At 73.4% G+C, this 19081-nt stretch carries 17 protein-coding genes; 9 read left to right on the top strand and 8 right to left on the bottom strand.

Annotation, left to right across the window (positions count from 1 at the left end):
* Positions 1-29: 29 nt before the first annotated feature.
* Together OG207_RS38175 and OG207_RS38170 are read right to left on the bottom strand one after the other, a co-directional pair.
* Entirely contained in the window at positions 30-767 is a 738-nt protein-coding gene (locus OG207_RS38175) for a class I SAM-dependent methyltransferase (protein ID WP_329105390.1), read from the bottom strand.
* A 120-nt stretch (positions 768-887) separates the two neighbouring features.
* Complete coding sequence (locus OG207_RS38170) at positions 888-1838, bottom strand: LysR family transcriptional regulator (protein ID WP_329105388.1); 951 nt, start codon at positions 1836-1838, stop codon at positions 888-890.
* 148 nt (positions 1839-1986) lie between these two features.
* Between OG207_RS38170 and OG207_RS38165 the strand changes: the two genes are divergently transcribed.
* Together OG207_RS38165 and OG207_RS38160 are read left to right on the top strand one after the other, a co-directional pair.
* Entirely contained in the window at positions 1987-3459 is a 1473-nt protein-coding gene (locus OG207_RS38165) for an MFS transporter (RefSeq protein WP_329105386.1), read from the top strand.
* A gap of 7 nt (positions 3460-3466) precedes the next feature.
* Complete coding sequence (locus OG207_RS38160; RefSeq protein WP_443072878.1) at positions 3467-5710, top strand: SpoIIE family protein phosphatase; 2244 nt, start codon at positions 3467-3469, stop codon at positions 5708-5710.
* 13 nt (positions 5711-5723) lie between these two features.
* Here the strand turns inward: OG207_RS38160 and OG207_RS38155 are convergent, their stop codons facing one another.
* The 3 genes from OG207_RS38155 to OG207_RS38145 all read right to left on the bottom strand — a co-directional run bounded on the left by OG207_RS38155 (position 5724) and on the right by OG207_RS38145 (position 10846).
* On the bottom strand, positions 5724-7508 hold the full coding sequence (locus OG207_RS38155; RefSeq protein WP_329105384.1) for a glycoside hydrolase family 15 protein: 1785 nt from the start codon (positions 7506-7508) through the stop codon (positions 5724-5726).
* A 76-nt stretch (positions 7509-7584) separates the two neighbouring features.
* Positions 7585-10140: a discoidin domain-containing protein gene (locus tag OG207_RS38150; RefSeq protein ID WP_329105382.1), complete on the bottom strand. Its 2556-nt coding sequence runs from the start codon at positions 10138-10140 to the stop codon at positions 7585-7587.
* 142 nt (positions 10141-10282) lie between these two features.
* Positions 10283-10846, bottom strand: coding sequence for a DoxX family protein (locus OG207_RS38145; RefSeq protein ID WP_329105380.1), 564 nt, complete (start codon positions 10844-10846; stop codon positions 10283-10285).
* 121 nt (positions 10847-10967) lie between these two features.
* On the opposite strand from OG207_RS38145, the gene OG207_RS38140 reads away from it, so the two are divergent.
* Positions 10968-11432, top strand: coding sequence for a MarR family winged helix-turn-helix transcriptional regulator (locus tag OG207_RS38140; protein ID WP_329105378.1), 465 nt, complete (start codon positions 10968-10970; stop codon positions 11430-11432).
* Positions 11433-11508: 76 nt separating this feature from the next.
* The gene (locus OG207_RS38135; protein WP_329105376.1) at positions 11509-11802 is read left to right on the top strand and encodes a YkvA family protein; all 294 of its coding nucleotides are present in this window, start codon (positions 11509-11511) and stop codon (positions 11800-11802) included.
* Positions 11803-11811: 9 nt separating this feature from the next.
* Here OG207_RS38135 and OG207_RS38130 read toward each other — a convergent pair whose 3' ends face one another.
* Positions 11812-12447 carry an alpha-ketoglutarate-dependent dioxygenase AlkB gene (locus tag OG207_RS38130; RefSeq protein WP_329105373.1) on the bottom strand — a complete coding sequence of 212 codons (636 nt, stop codon included), beginning with the start codon at positions 12445-12447 and terminating at the stop codon, positions 11812-11814.
* 53 nt (positions 12448-12500) lie between these two features.
* Positions 12501-13727, bottom strand: coding sequence for an MFS transporter (locus OG207_RS38125; RefSeq protein ID WP_329105371.1), 1227 nt, complete (start codon positions 13725-13727; stop codon positions 12501-12503).
* Positions 13728-14093: 366 nt separating this feature from the next.
* On the opposite strand from OG207_RS38125, the gene OG207_RS38120 reads away from it, so the two are divergent.
* The 3 genes from OG207_RS38120 (at position 14094) to OG207_RS38110 (ending at position 15651) form a co-directional block, all read left to right on the top strand.
* Complete coding sequence (locus tag OG207_RS38120; protein ID WP_189733983.1) at positions 14094-14321, top strand: CbtB domain-containing protein; 228 nt, start codon at positions 14094-14096, stop codon at positions 14319-14321.
* A 12-nt stretch (positions 14322-14333) separates the two neighbouring features.
* On the top strand, positions 14334-15170 hold the full coding sequence (locus tag OG207_RS38115; protein WP_329105370.1) for a CbtA family protein: 837 nt from the start codon (positions 14334-14336) through the stop codon (positions 15168-15170).
* A 94-nt stretch (positions 15171-15264) separates the two neighbouring features.
* Complete coding sequence (locus tag OG207_RS38110) at positions 15265-15651, top strand: ArsR/SmtB family transcription factor (protein WP_329105368.1); 387 nt, start codon at positions 15265-15267, stop codon at positions 15649-15651.
* Here OG207_RS38110 and OG207_RS38105 read toward each other — a convergent pair.
* Positions 15570-16562, bottom strand: a complete 993-nt coding sequence (locus OG207_RS38105) for an EamA family transporter (protein ID WP_329105366.1) — start codon at positions 16560-16562, stop codon at positions 15570-15572. The genes OG207_RS38110 and OG207_RS38105 overlap by 82 nt on opposite strands.
* A gap of 79 nt (positions 16563-16641) precedes the next feature.
* Here OG207_RS38105 and OG207_RS38100 point away from each other — a divergent pair, with 79 nt between their 5' ends.
* Positions 16642-17520: a LysR family transcriptional regulator gene (locus OG207_RS38100; RefSeq protein WP_329105364.1), complete on the top strand. Its 879-nt coding sequence runs from the start codon at positions 16642-16644 to the stop codon at positions 17518-17520.
* A gap of 143 nt (positions 17521-17663) precedes the next feature.
* A complete protein-coding gene (locus tag OG207_RS38095; RefSeq protein ID WP_329105361.1) occupies positions 17664-19025 on the top strand; it encodes an MFS transporter in 1362 nt (453 codons plus the stop codon).
* Positions 19026-19081 lie beyond the last annotated feature (56 nt).

The raw sequence follows: 19081 nt of genomic DNA, 5'->3' as shown, positions 1-19081 counted from the left end.
GACGGCGGTGACGGCGGTTCGCCGACGGCCTACGCCGTGCAGGTCATCAGGGAGCTGATCGGCCAGGCGCGGTACGCCGTCCAGTACGCCTCGTCCCGGACGGCGTCGGCGGGCGGGGTCCGGTTCGGCTGCCAGCCGACGGTGACGAAGCCCGCCTCGACGGCGGCCTCGGCGAGGTCGGCGTGGGCCCACTCGCGGAATTCGAAGGGCACCGGCGGCTCGGTCAGGAAGTGCGCCCTGAGCAGCGGCGCGTCGCCGTCCGGGACCCGGTCGAGGATGCGCACCCCGTACGGCGACCAGTCCACGCGGGGGAACGCCCCCGCGTTGGGGACGATGGCGAGCAGCCGCCCGCCCGCCCGCAGATTGGCGCGGACGGACCGGAACATCGCGTGCAGGGACCTGCGGTCGGGCGCGTAGCTGAAGACGTACGCGGCGGTCGCCAGGTCGAAGGGGCCCAGGTGCGGCAGGCCGGCCGCGTCGGCGACGTGGTACTCGACGTCCGCCCGGTCCTTGGTCGCCTCGTGCGCGCGGGCGAGCCGGATCATCTCCTCCGAGACGTCGACGCCGACGGTCCGACGGGCCCCGCCCCGGGCCAGCAGCCGGGTGTTGTATCCGTATCCGCAGGCCAGGTCGAGGGCATCGAGCCCGCGCACCCCGCCGAGGGCGTCGAGGGCTCCGTGCAGGGTGTAGGTGTCGGCCGCGGAGAAGGCCGCCGTGCTCGTGGACTCCGCGTAGCGCTCGCCGATGGTGTCGTACTGGAACCGCATGCTCTGCCTTCCGGGGGCCTGCCGGGCGGGGGGTGGGACGCCTGCGTATCGTGCCCCGCGGCACCGTCCGGGCGGTGGTCCGCACACCCGTGCGTCCCCCGGACGAGGGAAGCGGTCGGCCTATCGCGCCGGCCCGGAGCGCTCCGGGCCGGCCGCGGAACGTTGCGGGCCGGCCGGGACCAGCTCGCGGGCGCAGGCGCGCAGCCAGGCGTGCGCCGGGTCGGCGTCGTGGCGCGGGTGCCAGGCCATGCCGAAGGGCAGGGGCGGCAGGGCGAGCGGGATCTCGAAGGCCGCCAGCCCCAGCGCGGCGGCGAGCGGTTCGACCTGGCTGGTCATCAGTCCGACCAGGTCGCTCTCGCGCAGGACGAACAGCGAAGCGGGGAAGGTTCCCACGCTGCCCACCACGCGCCGGGACAGCCCCTGCTCGGCGAGGGCGACGTCCACCGGGCCTTCGAGGCGACCGCGCCGGGACGCGGTAAGGTGCTCGGCCGCGGCGAACCGGCGCGCCGAGATGCGGCCGCGGAGCAGTGGGTGCCCCTGGCGTACGACGCCCAGCATGCGCTCGTCGGCGAGGTGCTCGACGCGCACCTCGGGGGAACGGGTGTCGACGACGCCGAGTTCCAGGTCGGCGACGCCTTCGCGCAGGGCGGGGACGTCCACGTGGCTCTCCGAGAGGAAGCGCAGCCTCACCCCCGGCGCCTCGCGGGTCACCCGGTTGAAGAGCGTGGCTGCGTACACGGCGGTGAAGGCGTCGTTGGCCAGCACGGTGAAGGTGCGGGTGAGCGTGGGCAGGTCCACCTTGGTGCCGGTGAGGAAGAGGGCGCGGGCCCGGTCCACGACCGCGCGGACCTCGCCCTGCACGGCGAGCGCGTGCGGGGTCGGCACCATGACGCGGCCGGCCCGGACCAGGACCGGGTCGCCGAGGGCCTTGCGGATCCGGCCGAGGGTGCGGCTCATGGCCGGCTCGGACAGGTGCATGCGGGCCGCCGCCCGGGACACGCTCGCCTCCTCCAGGAGGACGTCCAGGGCGACGAGGAGATTCAGGTCCAACCCGGATTGCGTCACACGCATACATCCCTTGCACAACTTGCACTGGAAAGCAGATCGGGCCAACTCTACGGTGGACCAGAGGTGATGGCCCCGGCCGGCCCGGACCGGCCCGCCGTCCCCGTCACCCCCCTTCCTTCCGCCGTACCGTCCCCGACTCCGAGGAGGAGCCGTGCTCCGCCATGCCGTCACGCAGGGTCCCGCCGTCCCCGTCCCCGCCCCTTCCCTCACCCGGCCCGCCCTGCTCGTCCTGTGCGCCTGCGTGCTCGTCGCCCAGGGGATGGTCGCCGCCGTCAACCTGCTGATCCCCCAGCTCGCCGCGTCCGACCTGCATCCGGATCCCGGCGAGCTGCTGTGGTCGGTGGACGCCTACGTCATCGTCTTCGCCGCGCTGCTGATCCCCGCCGGGGCGCTCGGCGACCGGTACGGCCGCAAGGGCGCCCTGCTCTGCGGGCTCGGCCTGTTCGCCGTGGGCGGCGCCGCCAGCGCCCTCGCCGAGGCCCCGGCCGTGCTGATCGCGGGCCGCGGTGTGTGCGGGGCGGGCGCGGCCCTGATCATGCCCGCCACGATGTCCGTCCTGGTCCACCTGAGTCCGCCCGAGCGCCGCGGCCGCGCCCTGGCCACCTGGACGCTGTCCGCGGGCCTCGGGGGCCTGGCGGGCAATGTCGGCGGCGGCCTGGTCGGGGAGTTCCTGACCTGGCGGGCCCTGTTCTGGGCGGTCGTCCCGCTCGCCGCCCTGCTCGCGGTCGCGGTGGCCGTCGCGGTCCCCCGTACTCCGTCGCAGCCCGCCGCAGCCGTCGACCCCCTCGGCGCGGCGCTGCTCGCGGGCGCGCTGCTCGCGGTGGTCTACGCGATCATCGAGGGACCGGCCCACGGCTGGGCCTCGGTGCAGGTCCTGAGCGCCTTCGGCGCGGGTGCCGTGCTGCTCGGGGCCTTCACCCGGCACGCCCTGCGCGCCGCCCGCCCGCTGCTGGACCCGCGGATCTTCCGCTCGTCCAAGCTGCGCGCCGGGGCGCTCGGCATCGGCACCGGCTTCTTCGGGCTCTTCGCCCTGTTCTTCGTCAATGCCCAGTACCTCCAGTACGCGAAGGGCTTCTCCCCCGCCCAGACCGGCTTCGCGATCGTCCCGCTCACCGTCGGCATGGCCCTGGTGCCCAAGTTCGGCGCCCGGCTCCAGGAGCGCACCGGACCGCGGCTGCCGGTCGGCGCCGGGCTCGGTCTGATCGGCGCGGGGCTGCTGCTGGTCTCCACCGCCGACGCGGACACCCCGTACCCGCTGTACGCGCTCTACCTGCTCGTGCTGTCCGTCGGTACGGGCCTGTCCGCGCCCTCGCTGACCCTGACGGTGGTCACGGAGCTGCCCGCCCACCAGGCAGGACTCGGCTCGGGGCTGAACACCGCGGCCCGCGAGATCGGCGCCGCCCTCGGGGTCGCGGTGGTCGGCACGGTACTGGCCTCGCGCTTCCACGGGGACCCGCACGATCCGGCCCAGATCGTCGCCTTCACCGACGCGATGGGCACCGCGCTGCGCACGGTGGCCGTGGTGCTGTTGTGCGCCGCGGCCGCGGTGGTGACCGGGTACCGGACCCCGGGACGGCGCGGGAACGGCCGGGATGCACGAGCCACGGCCGAGGGCGCATCCTGACTGTGTGATGGCCAGAGCGGACGACGCCGGCGCCGCGCCTGACACCACGGATGCCCCTGATGCGACGGCCCAGGTGCTCGCACGGGCCGCCGTGAACGCGATGGAGGCCGTCGGTGGGTACGCGGCCGGCGTCTACCTGCGCTCGCCCACCACCGGCCTGCTCCTGATGGCCGTGTTCACCGGGTTGCCGCTGCAGCTGTTCCGGCCCTGGTGGCGGATGCAGGTGAACCGCCCGTACCCGGTCGCCGAGGCCTACCGGTCGGGGCAGGCCGTCCACCTGCCCGACGCGGAGTCGGCCATGCGCCGCTTTCCGCAGCTGACGGCCGGGCTGCCGTTCCCCTTCGGCTCGCTGTACGAGCCGGTGACCGCCGGGACGGAACGGTTCGGCGTGCTGGTGGTGCTGCGCGAGGCGACCCCGGGGATCCCGGTCGGGACCCCGGACCGCGAGCGGCTGCGAGGGGCCGCGGAGCAGCTGGCCGCCGACCTCGCCTCGCTCGCGGCGGCCGGGGCGCGGACGCTGTGGGAGGGCGACCCGGTCGGCGTGCCGGCGCCACCGCCCGAGGCCGGGGCCGAGGGCGCCCGCAGGGCTGCGGACCGGCTCGCGCAAGCGGTGCTCTCCCTGGACCGGGAGGGCCGGATCGGCTACGTGAACACCGCGGCGGAGGACCTGCTCGGCCTGGACGGGCCCCAGCTGCGGGGAAGGCTGCTGTGGGAGGCGCTGCCGTGGCTCGGACATCCGGCCTACGAGGACCACTTCCGGGCCGGTTTCATGTCCGGCGAGCCGGTGCACTTCCCCGCCCGGAGCGGCCGGCACGCGCCCGGGCAGTGGCTGTCGGTGGACCTGTACCCCGCGGCCGACGGTGTGACCCTGACGCTGGGCACGTCCGCGAGACCGGCTTACGCACCCGAGTCGCGGGCCGGGCCGGACGTGGCCGCCACGGACGCCGACGCCGCCACCGACGCCGACTACGACGCCGCCGACATGGACATGGACGCCGACATGGACGCGTACGCGGACCTCGACGCGTCCGCCGACGAGGCATCGGCGCTGTACCGGCCGGTGGCCCTCGCCATCGCGCTGACGGAGGCGGTCACGGCCCGGCAGGTGTCGGCGGTGGTCACCGAGGAGCTGCTGCCGGCCTTCGGCGGCCGCCAGCTGGCGATCTACCTGCTGGACGAGCGGCATCTGCACCTGGCCTGGGAAACCGGCTTCCCGCAGGGCTTCCTCGACCGGTTCGACGGGGTCTCCCTCGATGTCCGACTGCCGGGCGTGGAGACGCTGACGACGGGCCGGCCGCTGTTCTTCGAGTCGATGCAGCACCTGGCGGCCGCCTATCCGGGCATTCCGCTGGACGCCGACGTCGGCGCCCGCGCGTTCCTACCGCTGATCGCCTCCGGCCGGCCGGTCGGCTCGTGCATCCTCGGCTTCGACTCTCCCCGCGGCTTCAGCCCGGAGGACCGTACGGTGCTCACGGCGCTGGCCGGTCTGATCGCGCAGGCGCTCGCGCGGGCCCGGCGCTACGACAGCGAGGTGGAACTCGCCCGCGGTCTGCAGTCGGCCCTGCTGCCGCACCGGCTGCCGGTGCGCGAGCACGTGGACACCGTCGGCCGCTACCTCCCCGGCACCCTGGGCATGGACGTCGGCGGCGACTGGTACGACGTCGTCGAGACGGGCACCGGCCTGCTCGCCCTGGTCATCGGGGACGTCCAGGGCCACGGTGTGGCGGCCGCGGCGACCATGGGCCAGCTGCGCAGCGCGGTACGGGCCTTCGCGCTCAGCGGCAGCACCCCGGAGCAGGTGGTGAGCGGCACCAACCAGTTGCTCATCGACCTGGATCCGGGCCAGTTCGCGAGCTGCTGCTACATGTTGCTGGACCCGGCGTCGGGCTCCGTGACGGCCGTCCGGGCCGGGCACCCCCAGCCGTTGCTGCGCCACCCGGACGGCCGGACCGAGGTGCTGGACCTGGCGGGAGGGGTGGTGCTCGGCATCGACCCGGAGGCCTCGTACCCGGTCACGGAGCTGCGGCTGACCACAGGCTCGGTCCTCGCCCTGTACACGGACGGACTGGTGGAGAAGCCCGGCCTCGACATCGACGTCGGGGTGGAGCGGCTACGGACGGCCCTGGAGGAGGCCCGGCCGTCCCCGCTGACCGAGACCGCCGACCGGCTGATCAGCGAGGCGGGCAACACCGCCGACCGGCCGGACGACATCGCCCTGCTGCTGGCCTCCCGTACCGGCGGGGACCCGTAGGGCGTCGTGCGGGTCAGTCCGGGCTCGCCAGGGTGAGCGCGGTGTTCACCAGGCCGACGTGGCTGAACGCCTGTGGGAAGTTGCCGAGTTGGCGGCCGGCGAGGGGGTCGTACTCCTCCGCGAGCAGGCCCACGTCGTTGCGTACGGACAGGAGCCGCTCGAACAGGGCGCGGGCCTCTTCCCGCCGGCCCGTCATGTGCAGGGCGTCGGTCAGCCAGAACGAGCAGGCCAGGAAGGCTCCTTCGTCCCCGGGCAGCCCGTCGACGGTGGAGCCCGCGGTGCTGTAGCGGCGGACCAGCCCGCTGCTGCCGAGTTCGGCGCGCACCGCGTCGACCGTGCCGATGACCCGCGGGTCGTCGGGGGGCAGGAACCCGACCCTGGGGATGAGCAGGGTCGCGGCGTCCAGCTCGGCGGAGCCGTAGTACTGGGTGAAGGTGCCCCGTTCGGGGTCGAAGCCCTTGTCGCACACGTCGCGGTGCACCTCGTCGCGCATGGCCCGCCAGCGTTCCACGTCCCCGTCCAGGGAGGGGTCGCTCTCCAGCGTGCGTACGGCGCGATCGGCGGCTACCCACGCCATCACCTTGGAGTGCACGAAGTGGCGGCGGGGGCCGCGGACCTCCCACAGGCCCTCGTCGGGCCGGTGCCAGTTGCGTTCGAGGAAGTCGAGCAGCGCGAGCTGGATCCGCCAGGCGTGGCGTTCGGAGGGCAGCCCGGCGGACCGGGCCAGGTACAGGGAGTCGATGACCTCCCCGTACACGTCCAGCTGGAGTTGGTCGACGGCCGCGTTCCCGACGCGGACCGGGGCGGAGGAGGCGTAGCCGCGCAGCCAGGGCAGTTCGCTCTCGGGGATCCGCCGCTCGCCGCCGATCCCGTACATGATCTGGAGGTCGGCGGGGTCGCCCGCGACCGCGCGCAGCAGCCACTCGCGCCAGGCGCGGGCCTCGTCGAGGAAGCCGGTGGACAGGAGCGAGCCGAGGGTGAGGGTGGAGTCCCGGAGCCAGCAGTAGCGGTAGTCCCAGTTGCGGACGCCGCCGAGTTCCTCGGGGAGGGAGGTGGTGGCCGCGGCGGCGATGCCTCCGGTCGGGGCGTAGGTGAGGGCCTTGAGGGTGACCAGGGAGCGGGTGACCGCCTCCTGGTAGGGGCCCTCGTAGCAGCATTGCGAGGCCCATTCCCGCCAGTCGGCGCGGCTCTGCTCCAGCGCTTCGAAGGGGTCGCAGGGCTCGGGGCGCGGCCGGTGCGAGGGGTGCCAGGTCAGTACGAAGGCGACGCGTCGGCCGGCCGTGACCGGGAACTGGGAGCAGGTGCTGTTCGCCTCGCCCCAGGTGCGGACCGGGGGTTCGCTGCGGAACCAGGCGGAGTCGGGCCCGGCGATGGCGACCCGGTCACCGTCGCTGCGGCGCACCCAGGGCACGACGTGGCCGTAGTCGAAGCGCAGGCGCAGGGTGCTGCGCATCCTGACCGTTCCGCTGATGCCCTCGACGATGCGGATGACGTCCGGGGCGACCTCGCGCTGGGGCATGAAGTCGGTGACCTTGACGGTCCCGGTTTCGGTCTCCCAGTACGATTCCAGGATCAGCGAGCCGTCGACGTAGGCGCGGCGGGTGCAGGGCTCGCCGATAACCGCGTCCAGGGGCGCGATGCGCCAGTGGCCGTTCTCCTCCTCGCCGAGGAGCTTGGCGAAGCAGGCCGCCGAGTCGAAGCGCGGCAGGCACAGCCAGTCGATGGACCCGTCGCGGCCGACCAGAGCGCTGGTCATCAGGTCGCCGATGAGTGCGTAGTCTTCGATGGGTTGTGTCATTTGTGCGCTATTCCCCTGAATGTCCGGGGCCAATCAGCTCAGGCCCCGGACACCGCTCATGGGGTCGGGGTCGGTATCAGGAGATCGTGACGAACTGACCGATGCTCGGTACGCCCTGGGCGTCGAGGGCGAAGAGCATGTAGGTCCCCGGCAGGACCACACCGGTGTCGGCGGGTACGGACACCGTGTACCTGCCGCCTCCCGCGGCGGTGGACACCACGGGAACCCGGCGCTGGTCGTTGTCGGTGGAGTGGGTCGCGGCTGCGGCCCGCATCAGGACGAAGGACGCCACCGAGCCCTGGGTGCTCACCGTGAGCGAAGCACCGGGGGCCGCCCTGGGGGGCACGCCCGCGGTGATGGCGGGCCGCGGCTTCGGCGATCCGTCCGCGTTGAGCAGGTACGGCGGGGTGAAGATCGCCCCGTCGGCGTGGTTGGTCGCGCAGTCGCCGCACAGGCCGCCGCCACCGGAGAAGATCCGTCCGTCGGGCAGCAGGTTGGCCACGCTGTGGTAGTTGCGCGGAACGGCCATGGTGGCGAGCGGGGTGAAGGCGCCGGTCGCCGGGTCCCACAGTTCGGGGGTCAGGACGGAAGTGGCGTCGCTGAACGGCACCGGATAGGCCTGACCGCCGAAGACGGCCACCTTGCCGTCGGGCAGTACCACGCTGTTGCTGAAGGCCCGGGCGTGCTCCATGTCGCCCGTGCGGGCGGCCTGGACCTGGCTGCCCGAGATGCCCACGGTGTAGGCGCGCTGGGTGGCGGGGGTGTCCTGGTAGGCGGGCGAGCCGCCCAGGGTGAGCAGTTTGCCGATGTCGTAGGCGACGGCGTTGCCGGTCATGGCGTCCGGGCTGTCGGCCCGGGTGCCGGCGGAGGTGGTGGAGCCCTGCCCAGTCGTGGAGATCCAGTTCATCTGCTTGCTCGGGCCCAGTTGCAGCACCTTGCCGCCCGAAGTGGCGTGCAGCCACATGTGGTTGTCGGCGCGGTAGGGTCCGGCCGGGTCGGCCGTGAGCGCCGGGGCGGCGGGGACGCCGGGCAGGGTGCGCCAGGTACGGGTGTCCGGGGACCAGACCTCACCGGCCTTGTCGGTGCCCGTGGCTCCGCTCCAGGACCCGCCGAGGACGAAGGCCTCGCCGGTGGAGAGCAGGGTCATGGCCTGGTAGCCGCGGGCTATGTTCATGCTCGTGGTCGCGGACCAGTTGTCGGTGGCCGGGTCGTAGATGCTCGCCTTCTCCGCGTTGCTGCCGCCGGTGACCAGCACCCGGCCGTCGGCGAGCATGGCGATGCCGGGACAGAACATGTCGTGTCCGGTGTTGTCGATGCGGCGCTGGGTGACCTTGCCGGTCTTCAGGTCCAAGATCGCGGTCTGCGTGTAGCCGTTGCTGCCGCCGAAGCGGTCGACGGCGTACGCGGACCAGGCCAGGAGCTTGTCGCCGGGCAGGGCGGCGGTCGCCACCGGCACCAGCGGGAAGCCGGTGATCTTGCCCCAGGAGCCGTGGACGGCCGGGCTGGCCGGACCGCTCAGGCGGATCTCGCCCGCGGAGGTCCACGGTCCGCGGCCGCCCGCCTCGCTGGTCACGGTCAGCCGGACGAAACGGGCGGATGCGGCGCGGGTGAAGGTGGCGGTCTTGACGGTGTCGTCGTCCCGCCAGGTGCCCACGGCCACCGGTGTGCCGAAGGTGACGCCGTCGGCGCTGGTGGCGATGGCGTACGCACCCGCGCGCCCGTTGGGCCCGGTGGAGCGGGGGTGGTAGACGAGGGCGGAGACGACCTCGGTGCGGTGCATGTCGATGGTGATGCTGTGCGGCAGCGGGGTGGGAGTGGGTGCGTACTTGCTGTGCCAGATGGTGTTGTCCTTGCCGTCCAGCACGTTGGCCGCGCGGCCGTTCTCGCTGCCCGTCTCCTCGTCGCTCGCCGTGGCCGTCCATCCGGCGCGGGACAGGTCGATGGTGGCCGCCGGGGTGCCGGGGTCGCCCAGCAGGTCGATCTCGGCGGCGGAGGACCAGGGTCCGCGGCCGCCCGCCTCGCTGAGCGCGGTCAGCCGGACGAACCGGGCGCCCTGGGGGGCGAATCCGAGGGTCTTGGTGCTCGCGTCGTCCGCGAGCGTGCCGGTGGCGACCGGCGTCGCCCAGTTCAGCCCGTCGGTGCTGAGGCTGATGCTGTACTCACCGACGCGCCCGTTGGGACCGTTGGTCCGGGGACGGTAGACGAGGGCGGAGACGACCTCGGTGCGGTGCATGTCCACGGTGATGACGTGCGGCAGCGGGGTGGGGGTGGGAGCCCACTTGCTGTGCCACATGGTGGCGGTGTTCCCGTCGAGGACGTTGGCCGCGCGGCCGTTCTCGGCGCCCGTCTCCTCGTCGCTCGCCGTGGCCGTCCATCCGGTCCGGTCGAGGACCGGAGCCGTCGGCTCCATCGCGTTCGCGGGGACGATGCCGTGGTGCGGCGATTGTTTCGCCGTCTGCTGATCGAAGGGCACGGACGCGGGACGGGGTGCCGGTGCGCGGCCGGCTGCTGCCGTGCTCGTGACCACGAACCACGGGGTCAGGCCGATCAACAGGGAGCCGAGGCCGAGAGCGATGAGCAGGTGGGAGCGGCGTATCGCGCGGTGAAGGGCGAGGAAGCGCCTGGACTGCAATCTGACCTCCTGGGGCGAACTGATGTGCCCCGTAGAACATAGGTGAGCACAGCAGCAAGCCGCTTGGAGTCAAAGAGAGTTGGCGCAAATCCACATGGCCGGTCGCCATCGGTGGACGGTCGCGCTCGACGGCTCAGTCGCGTTAGTCGCGGACGAGGAGCAGTACGACGGCGAGGACCACACCGAGGGCGAGAGCGAGGGCGCCGTGCGCGAGGCGGTGGCTCCGCAGGACGGGCAGGAAGCGGTCGACGGCGTACCGTCCCGGGCCGGTGAGGGCGAGGGCCGCGGCGCCCACGGTCAGCAGCAGCTCGTACTCGATGCCCTCCGGGGCGAAGAAGGCGCCGGCGCCGTGGACGGCGATCGCGTTGATGAGGGTGCCGACGACGGCGGCCCCGGCGAGCGGGGTGAGCAGTCCGAGGGCGAGGCCGAGCCCGCCGAGGGTCTCGGTGAGGCCGGCGAGGACCGCCATGGCGTCACCCGCGGGGTAGCCGCTGGCGGTGAAGAACTGGCCGGTACCACTGATGCCGCCGCCCCCGAACCAGCCGAAGAGCTTCTGCGATCCGTGCGCCGCCATGGTCAGGCCGAGGACCAGGCGCAGGAGGAGCAGGCCGGTGTCGTGGCCCGGGGTGGAGGGGGCGGAGATCTCGGGGTGTGCGGCCGGCGCGGCGGCCCGCGGCTTCGTCGCGGTGACGGAGGGGGTGGTCATCGGGGGGTCCTTCCGGTCGGGCGGCCCGGTGGGAGGCAGGGAAGAGTTGTTCAAATTCGAACCGCTAGGCCCCGACCCTAACCATTGATTCAAATTGGAACAACCCGTGTAGTCTGGGGCCATGGCTGAACCGAGATGGCTGGACGACCGCGAGATGCGCGCCTGGAGCGGCTTCCTCGCCGCATCGGCCCTGGTGAACCGCCGTCTCGACCAACAGCTCAAGGACGACGCCGGGCTCTCGCACCCCCAGTACGAGATCCTCGTACGGCTCGCCGCGGCACCCGGGCGCGAGCTGCGGATGACCGAGCTCGCCAACGGCCTGATCAACTCCAAGAGCGGGCTGACCTACCAGGTCACGCAGATGGAGAAGGCCGGCCTGGTCCGCCGCCGCAGCTGCCCCTCCGACGTGCGCGGCGTCTTCGCCGTCCTCACCGACGCCGGCCGCGCCAAGCTGGAGGAGGCCGCCCCCGGGCACGTGGCGACCGTCCGGGAGGTGCTCGTCGACGTCCTCACCCGCGAGCAGCTCGAGGCGCTCGCCGACGGGCTGGGCGAGGTCGGCCGCCGACTGCGCGGCCAGGACGCCTGAACGGATCCGGCCACTGTCCGGGCGGGGCGGCCACCGCCCATGCATGGCGGCCCGATATCGGGGGTATAGGGCCGCCATGGACGGAAAGGTCTGGCTCGCCCTGGGCACGGTGATCGCGGTGGGACTCGCGATCGCCGCGGCCGTTCTGCTCGTACGGGTCTTCGCGGCCCGGCGGCTGCTGGTCGATGCGGGGATCCCGCTGCACGACAAGGCCTTGTTCTGGGCCGCGGTGATCTACACCGTCTCGCCGGTGGACCTCATCCCGGACCCGGTGTACTTGGACGACATCGGGATCCTGCTGCTGGCCCTGCGCTCGCTGCACGCGGCAGCCGCGGCCGTCCGCTCCCCGAAGGAGCCCGGCGCCGTCTGAGCCGAGGGGTCAGCGGACGCCGTGGGGACGGAACTGGATGCTGATGCGGGGGCCGACGGCCCGCGCCGACTTGGGCACGGCGTGCTCCATGGTCCGCTGACAGGAGCCGCCCATGACCACGAGGTCGCCGTGGCCCAGGGGCAGTCGCAGCAGGGTGGCACCGCCGTCGCGGGGGCGGAAGGCGAGGTCGCGCGGGTCGCCGACGGAGACGATGGCCACCATGGTGTCCTCGACCCGAGATCGGCCGGTCCGGTCGCCGTGCCAGGCGACGCTGTCGCGACCGTCCCGGTACAAACACAGACCCGCGGTGGTGAAGGGCTCGCCGAGCTCGGTGGCGTAGTGACCGGTCAGCACCTCGCGGGCCTCCGTCAGCGAGGGATGGGGCAGGGGCTCGTCCGCGGCGTAGAAGGCCAGCAGCCGGGGCACCTCCACCTCCCGCTCGTACATCTGGCGCCGTTCGGCGCACCAGGGCACATCGGCGGCCAGCCGCTCGAAGAGCGCGTCGGCGCCGCTCAGCCAGCCGGGCAGGTGGTCGACCCAGGCCCCGGCCCCGAGGTCGGTCCGCCGCATCCCGTCGAGGCGGCCGAGCCGGATCTCGTCGCCCTGGTCGAAGAGGGAACCCTGAAGGCCCCGGACTGCGTGCATAGACCCAGCCTAACCCCGACAATCAAACATGTGCTCGAATGGCGCGCCGCGACTCAATCCTGCGGCACGTCGCCCGGCCCCGGGCCGGGCGACGTGCCGCACAGCAGGGTGAGGACCACGGAGACCCCGGCGACGACGGCGATCGCGGTGCCCGGGGCGACGCACTGGGCCAGGCCCCCGGCGATGGCGGCGCCGATGCCCTGCCAGGTCATCCGACCGGCCGACTCGACCCCCTGGACCTGACCGCGGACGACGTCGGGGGTCAGTTCGAGGAGCTGCTCCTGGAGGGGCAGGGTGGCCGCGAATCCGACGCCGGCGAGGAACACGGCGACGGTCGCCACCGGGGCGGGCGGGTGGACGGCGAACAGCAGGAAGGGAACGGCGAGCAGCAGCCGCAGGGCGAAGGCGAGGCGGCGGCGCCGGTCGGCGGTGAGCACTCGGCCGACGAGCAGGTCCCCGAGGAGCATGCCCGCCGACGCGGCGGCGAGGAAGACCCCCGCCCGGCCGGGGTCGTAGGACAGGAACAGGGCCTCGCAGCCGACGATCAGACCGTTCGGGACCCACAGGTTCACCAGCAGCCTCCGGCGGCCGGGGTGGGCGAACAGCTCGACGTTCGTCGTCCAGGTCCGACGCAGCCCGGGGCGGCGGGTGAACCGGATCGAGCGTTCCCGGACGGTGACGGCCGCGACGACCGTCCCGAGGGCGGTCAGGGCCGCGGCGACGACGAAGACCCGGTACGGGCCCAGGTACCGCAGCAGTACGGCGCCGACGGCGTAGCCGGCGATCACCGTGGCGCCCGAGGTGACGTTCATCAGCGAACGGGCGGGCGCGTAGGCGGAGCCGGGCACCACCTCGGCGAGCAGGCCCAGCCGGGTGCCGGTGCCGAGGGACTGGAAGAAGCCCAGGGTCAGCAGTAGGGCGAACCGGGCCGCGAGCGGCAGCCCCGGGACCGCCTGGGCGGCGACGCCCACCAGCGAGACGAGTTGGAGCAGGAGGAGGGTCCGGCGGGGCCGCTCGCCGTCCGCGACGGACATCAGCGTGAGCGCGCCGAGCACCGCCGCGAACGTGGCGCCGTACATGCTCACGGCCGTCAGGAACGGGGAACCGGTCCGGTGGTTGACCAGTGTGCCGAGCGCGAAACCGGACAAAGTGCTCGCAGTGACGGTGAGGGCGAAGCTGAAGTACAGGCCGCTGAACTCCTTGTTGCGGAGCAGGGCGCGGTAGCCGGTGGTGGCGGAGGTCGGAGGTACGGCAGGGGTGGCGGTCCGGTGTGAAGGCATGAAAAAAGCCTCCGGACGTGTACACGGGGCACGCACGCCGAAGGCTGACGGGGTCATCCTAGCAGTCCTGCCGGTCCAGTTGACGGACACTTCGAATCCCGCAGGCCCCACCGGACCCGCGTTACCGCAGCGTAGGCGTGTGATCAGGAACTCACGGTCTTGGCCGCGGGCCCGCCACGCGGTAGCGTCAACGCGACATAAAGACATAGCGACGACGGCGAGACGGAAGCCCGGTGTGAATCCGGCATGGTCGCGCCACTGTGTGCTGCGACGGCATCTCCATGATGGCGTCACAGCGAGTCAGACCCGAGGACCGTCGTCCTGCACCACCGTATGGGACGCGTTGTTCCCCGAGGAGGTTCCATCATGGCCGAGGCTCTCGCTTCCGCTGCCGTATCCACCCCCGCCGGCTCCCTGTCGGCCCCGCTGCCCGTGCGCGCGGTGCTGCCCTGGGCGCTCTTCGTCGGTCTCCTGATGCTCGTCGCCCTGTACTTCGTCGGTGCCGAACAGGGCGCCACGGCCGTGTTCGCCGGTGAAGGCGTGCACGAGTGGGTGCACGACGGTCGCCACCTGCTCGGCTTCCCCTGCCACTGAGAGGCCACGCACATGTACGCCTCTACTGTCAGAGGACTGCTGGTCCGCGGCATGCTCGCGGGCCTGATCGCGGGGCTGTTCGCCTTCGCGGTCGCCTACGTGGTCGGTGAGCCGCCGGTACGGGGTTCCATCGCCGTGGAAGAGGCCCAGGCCGCCCAGGACGCCGCGAGCGCCCCGAGCGCGCACGCCGGGCACGGCGGTGACGCCGCGTCGGGCGAGGCCGCCGAGGAGGAGGAAGAGCTGGTCAGCCGGCCGGTCCAGTCGACCGTCGGCCTGGCCACCGGTGTCCTGGTCTACGGGGTCGCGCTGGGCGGCATAGCCTCGCTCGCGTTCTCGTTCGCCCTCGGCCGCGTCGGCGGGTTCAGCCCGCGGGCCACGGCGGCGCTCACCGGGGCGGGCGCGTTCACCCTGGTCTACCTGGTGCCGTTCCTGAAGTACCCGGCCACCCCGCCGGCGGTCGGCAACCCGGACACGATCGGCCAGCGCACCACGCTGTTCTTCCTGATGATCCTGCTGAGCGTGTTGCTCGGCGTCGGTGCGATCATCCTCGGGCGGCGGCTGGCACCGCGCCTGGGCAACTGGAACGCGACGCTGACCGCGAGCGCCGGCTTCATCGTCGCCGCCGCCCTGGCGTTCGTGTTCCTGCCGGACAACAGCGACGCCGTCCAGCCCGGCTTCCCCGCGGCCCTGCTGTGGGAGTTCCGGGTCGCCTCGCTGGCCGTCCAGCTCGTCCTGTGGGCCGTGTTCGCCGTCGTCTTCGGCGTCCTCGCCCAGCGGCTCCTGGCCGCGCGCGCCGACGGCGCGCACGAGACGGCTCCGGCTCAGCAGGAGGCACCCGCGCTCGGCTGACACCGGCCGCGACGCCTGTGCCCGGGCCCCGCCGACCCCCTCTGGGGTGGCGGGGCCCGGGCATGTGCGCGCAGCAGCGCCCTACGATGTGCGCATGAGTGCGGGCAGGCATCTGGCAGGTGCACACGTTGCGCAGATCGCGCCGGGCGCGCCGGACACCCCGGACACGCCGGAGCGGGGCGACCGGCTGGAAGCCGCCGCGTCCGTGCTCGCCCTGCTCGCCGACCGCACCCGCCTGGCCCTGATGGCGCGCCTCGGCCGGGGCGAGGCCGATGTCACCACCCTCACCGAGGCCTGCGGAGCCGCCCGCCCCTCCGTCAGCCAGCACCTCGCCAAGCTCCGGCTGGCCGGGCTGGTCACCACCCGCAAGGACGGCCGCCGGGTCGTCTACGCCCTCGGTCACGGGCATTTGCGGCGGCTGGTCGACGAGGCCCTGAACGTCGCCGACCACCAACTCGGTTCCCTCCCTCCGCACGACTGACCGCGGAACGAACGGCCCCGGAACGAATGACCGCCGCGCGCCGGAAGCTGTCCCGCCACGATCGCGGCGAGCGCGAGCCCGAAGCCCACGAGTTGCACCGCGCCCAGTGTCTGGCCGAGCAGCACGGCCCCGAGCAGTGCGGCGACCAGCGGCGAGAGCAGGCCGAGCACCGCGGCGGAGGTGACGGGGAGGCTACCGATGCCCTGGAACCACAGGACGAAGGTGGCCAGGCCGCAGACCAGGGAGAGCCAGAGGTAGCCGAGGACGGCCGTCGGGCCGATGGTGGGCGGCGCCCCTTCGGCGAGGAAGGTGACGGGAACGAGGAACAGGCCGCCGACCGTGAGCTGCCAGCCGGCGAAGGCGGTGGGGCCCATGCCGGCGGGCCGCCCCCAGCGCTTGGTGAGCGTCACCCCGAGGGCCAGCGTGGCCGCGGCGGCCAGGCCCGCGGCGATGCCCACGGTGTCGAACGCCGCGTCCGGGCCGATCACCACCAGACCGATGCCCCCGACGCCGATCACACCCCACGTCAGGCGCCGGACGGAGGGGCTCTCGTGGAGGAGGGTCACGGCCAGCACGGCGACCATGAGGGGCATGGCCGCCGTCAGTGTGGCGGCCACACCTCCGGGCAGGCGTTCGGCCGCGACGAACAGCAGCGGAAACAGCAGTCCGATGTTCAGCGTGCCGAGCACCACGACGCGCCCCCACCATGCTCCCCGCGGCGCCGTACGGGTGAGCGCCAGGGCGATCAGGCCGGCGGGCAACGCCCTGAGCAGGCCCGCGAACAGGGGATGTCCCGGCGGCAGCAACTCGGTCGTGACGATGTAGACCGTCCCCCACGTCAGGGGGGCGAGCGCGGTCAAGAGGGTGCGGGGCAGGTTCCCACGGGCCGTCCGTGCGGCTGGACTTGTCATGTTTCGGAGTCTCACGGGGCCCGATCGATGAGTCCAACACATGTTTGTCAGCCCATCGATCGTGATCCACGATGGATCGATGGAGCTCCAGCAGATGCGCTACGTCCTCGCCGTGGCCGAGACGAACAGCTTCACCCGGGCCGCCGAGCGGTGCCTGGTCGTCCAGTCCGCGCTCAGTCACCAGATCGCACGCCTGGAACGGGAACTGGGCGCGCGGCTCTTCGAGCGCACCAGCCGCCGGGTGCGGCTGACCCCGGCCGGCGAGGCGTTCCTCCCGGCCGCCCGTCAGTGTCTGGACGCCGCCGAACGGGCGGCCGCCGAGGTCGCGGCGGCCGTCGGGGAGGTACGCGGGCGGCTCGCCGTCGGGTTGATCCCGACCGTCGCCGCGGTCGACGTCCCGGGGGCGCTGCGCGACTTCCGCCGGCAGTACCCGCACGTACGCGTCAGCCTGCGGGTGGGCGCGAGCGAGGACCTGGTCGAGCGGGTCCGGGAAGGGGGCCTCGACGTGGCCTTCCTGGGGCTGCCCACCACCGTCCGGCCCCGGGGCGTCGCGGCCCGCGAACTCGCCCGGGACCGGCTCGTCGCCGTGGTCGCTCCGGACCATCCGCTCGCTGCCGAACCGGCGGTCGACCTGCGCAGGCTCTGCCGCGAGGTGTTCGTGGACCTGCCGGCCGGGACGGCCGGACGGGTCCAGTCCGACCTGGCCTTCTCGGCCGCCGGTCTCACCCGTGACGTCGCCTACGAGGTCACCAGCGCCGACTACATCGCCCGCCTCGTGGAACCGGGCCTCGCCGTGGCCATGCTCCCCTCCGCCTACGCGCCCCGGCTCGCCGGCGTGGCGACCGTCGAGGTGACCGACGCCCCGGCCCGCGTGGAGTTCGCCGTCTGGAGCCGCACTGGCCGTACTCCGGCGGCGGCCGCCTTCCTCACCGCCCTCGACGACCACGTCCTCGCGTAGCGGGCGGCCGCGCCGTCGACCGCGACGCCCGCCCGCCCGCCCGGAACGGCGTACAACAGGTGCACAGGTACGCACATGTTGACTAGGCTGGATCCGACTGGATCCGCCGCGCTGTCATCGATCTGCCGACCGGGACGGGGACCGTGCTGTCCGTACTGCGCAACGGCACCTACCGCCGCCTGTTCACCGCTCAGGTCATCGCCCTGGTCGGGACCGGCCTGGCCACCGTCGCACTGAGCCTGCTCGCCTACGAGCTCGCGGGCGAGCGCGCCTCGGCGGTTCTCGGTACCGCCCTCGCGATCAAGATGACCGCCTACGTCACCATCGCACCGGTGATCGGCGCGGTCGCCGACCGCATCCCCCGCCGCGTCCTGATGACGGCCATGGACCTGACCCGCGCCGGTGCGGCGCTGGCCCTTCCGTTCGTCACCGAGATCTGGCAGATCCACCTCCTGGTCTTCCTGCTCCAGGCGGCATCGGCGGTCTTCACCCCGACCTTCCAGGCCGTCCTCCCGGAGATCCTGCCCGCCGAACGCGACTACACCCGGGCCCTGTCGATGACCCGGCTCGCCTACGACCTGGAGAGCCTCTTCAGTCCGGTCCTGGCCGCGGCGCTGCTGAGCCTGGTCACCTACGACCGGTTGTTCGCCGGCACGGCCGTCGGCTTCCTCGCCTCCGCCGCCCTCGTCGTCGCCACGGCGCTGCCCGGGCCCGCCCCGGTCGAACGCACCGGCGGCTTGCGGACCAGGGCCGCCCTCGGCACCCGCCTCTTCCGGGCCACGCCCCGGCTGCGGGCCCTGCTCGCGCTCGACCTCGCGGTCGCCGCCGCCGGGGCCGTCGTCCTCGTCGACACCGTCTCCCTGGTGCGCGGCCACCTCGACCGCCCGGCCGGCGCCGTCCCGCTCGCCCTCGGGGCGTACGGCGCCGGCTCCATGGTGACCGCGCTGCTCCTGCCCCGCCTCCTGCGGTCCTCCACCGACCGCGCGGTGATGCTCCGTGCCGCCTTCGCCCTCCCCGTGGCCCTGGCGGCCGGGGCCGCACTCGCCGCGACCGGCCCGCGCACGTGGTCCTGGCCCGCGCTCCTGGCCGTCTGGGCCGCGATCGGCGCCGCCTGCTCCGCCGTCCAGACCCCGGGCGGCCGGGTGATCCGCCGCTCCACCGCCGACGCGGACCTGCCCGCCGCGTTCGCCGCCCGCTTCTCCCTCTCCCACGGCTGCTGGCTGCTCACCTATCCGCTGGCCGGGTGGCTCGCCGCGGGGGCGGGGCTGCCGCTGACCGTCCTGCTCCTGGGCGCCGTGGCCCTGAGCGCCGCCACGGCCGCGGCGGTGATCTGGCCGGCTCGGGATCCGTACCGGCTCGAGCACGTACACCCCGACCTCCCGCCCGAGCACCCGCACCTCGCCGACGCCCGCCCGGCCACGGGCGGTTGGCGGCACGGGCACCACTACGTCATCGACCGGCACCACCCCCGCTGGCCCGGAAAAACACCTGGCCGATCGGGCTGACCGGCGTTACGATCACCGCGATGACCACTCACTCCCTTCACAGATCGGGGGTCCCG

Source organism: Streptomyces sp. NBC_01439 (assembly GCF_036227605.1).
Lineage (GTDB): Bacteria > Actinomycetota > Actinomycetes > Streptomycetales > Streptomycetaceae > Streptomyces.
The sequence above is the reverse complement of the archived record's forward strand: the minus strand, read 5'-3'. Positions and strand labels throughout refer to the sequence as shown.

Bases quoted from the DNA above. Each gene is read 5' to 3' on its own strand.
- OG207_RS38135 (WP_329105376.1), top strand. From the start codon at position 11,509: ATGGACGGAAAGGTCTGGCTCGCCCTGGGCACGGTGATCGCGGTGGGA.
- OG207_RS38105 (WP_329105366.1), bottom strand. From the start codon at position 16,562: ATGACAAGTCCAGCCGCACGGACGGCCCGTGGGAACCTGCCCCGCACC.
- OG207_RS38155 (WP_329105384.1), bottom strand. From the start codon at position 7,508: ATGACACAACCCATCGAAGACTACGCACTCATCGGCGACCTGATGACC.
- OG207_RS38160 (WP_443072878.1), top strand. From the start codon at position 3,467: ATGGCCAGAGCGGACGACGCCGGCGCCGCGCCTGACACCACGGATGCC.
- OG207_RS38125 (WP_329105371.1), bottom strand. From the start codon at position 13,727: ATGCCTTCACACCGGACCGCCACCCCTGCCGTACCTCCGACCTCCGCC.
- OG207_RS38140 (WP_329105378.1), top strand. From the start codon at position 10,968: ATGGCTGAACCGAGATGGCTGGACGACCGCGAGATGCGCGCCTGGAGC.
- OG207_RS38175 (WP_329105390.1), bottom strand. From the start codon at position 767: ATGCGGTTCCAGTACGACACCATCGGCGAGCGCTACGCGGAGTCCACG.
- OG207_RS38115 (WP_329105370.1), top strand. From the start codon at position 14,334: ATGTACGCCTCTACTGTCAGAGGACTGCTGGTCCGCGGCATGCTCGCG.
- OG207_RS38110 (WP_329105368.1), top strand. From the start codon at position 15,265: ATGAGTGCGGGCAGGCATCTGGCAGGTGCACACGTTGCGCAGATCGCG.
- OG207_RS38130 (WP_329105373.1), bottom strand. From the start codon at position 12,447: ATGCACGCAGTCCGGGGCCTTCAGGGTTCCCTCTTCGACCAGGGCGAC.
- OG207_RS38170 (WP_329105388.1), bottom strand. From the start codon at position 1,838: ATGCGTGTGACGCAATCCGGGTTGGACCTGAATCTCCTCGTCGCCCTG.
- OG207_RS38100 (WP_329105364.1), top strand. From the start codon at position 16,642: ATGGAGCTCCAGCAGATGCGCTACGTCCTCGCCGTGGCCGAGACGAAC.
- OG207_RS38120 (WP_189733983.1), top strand. From the start codon at position 14,094: ATGGCCGAGGCTCTCGCTTCCGCTGCCGTATCCACCCCCGCCGGCTCC.
- OG207_RS38145 (WP_329105380.1), bottom strand. From the start codon at position 10,846: ATGACCACCCCCTCCGTCACCGCGACGAAGCCGCGGGCCGCCGCGCCG.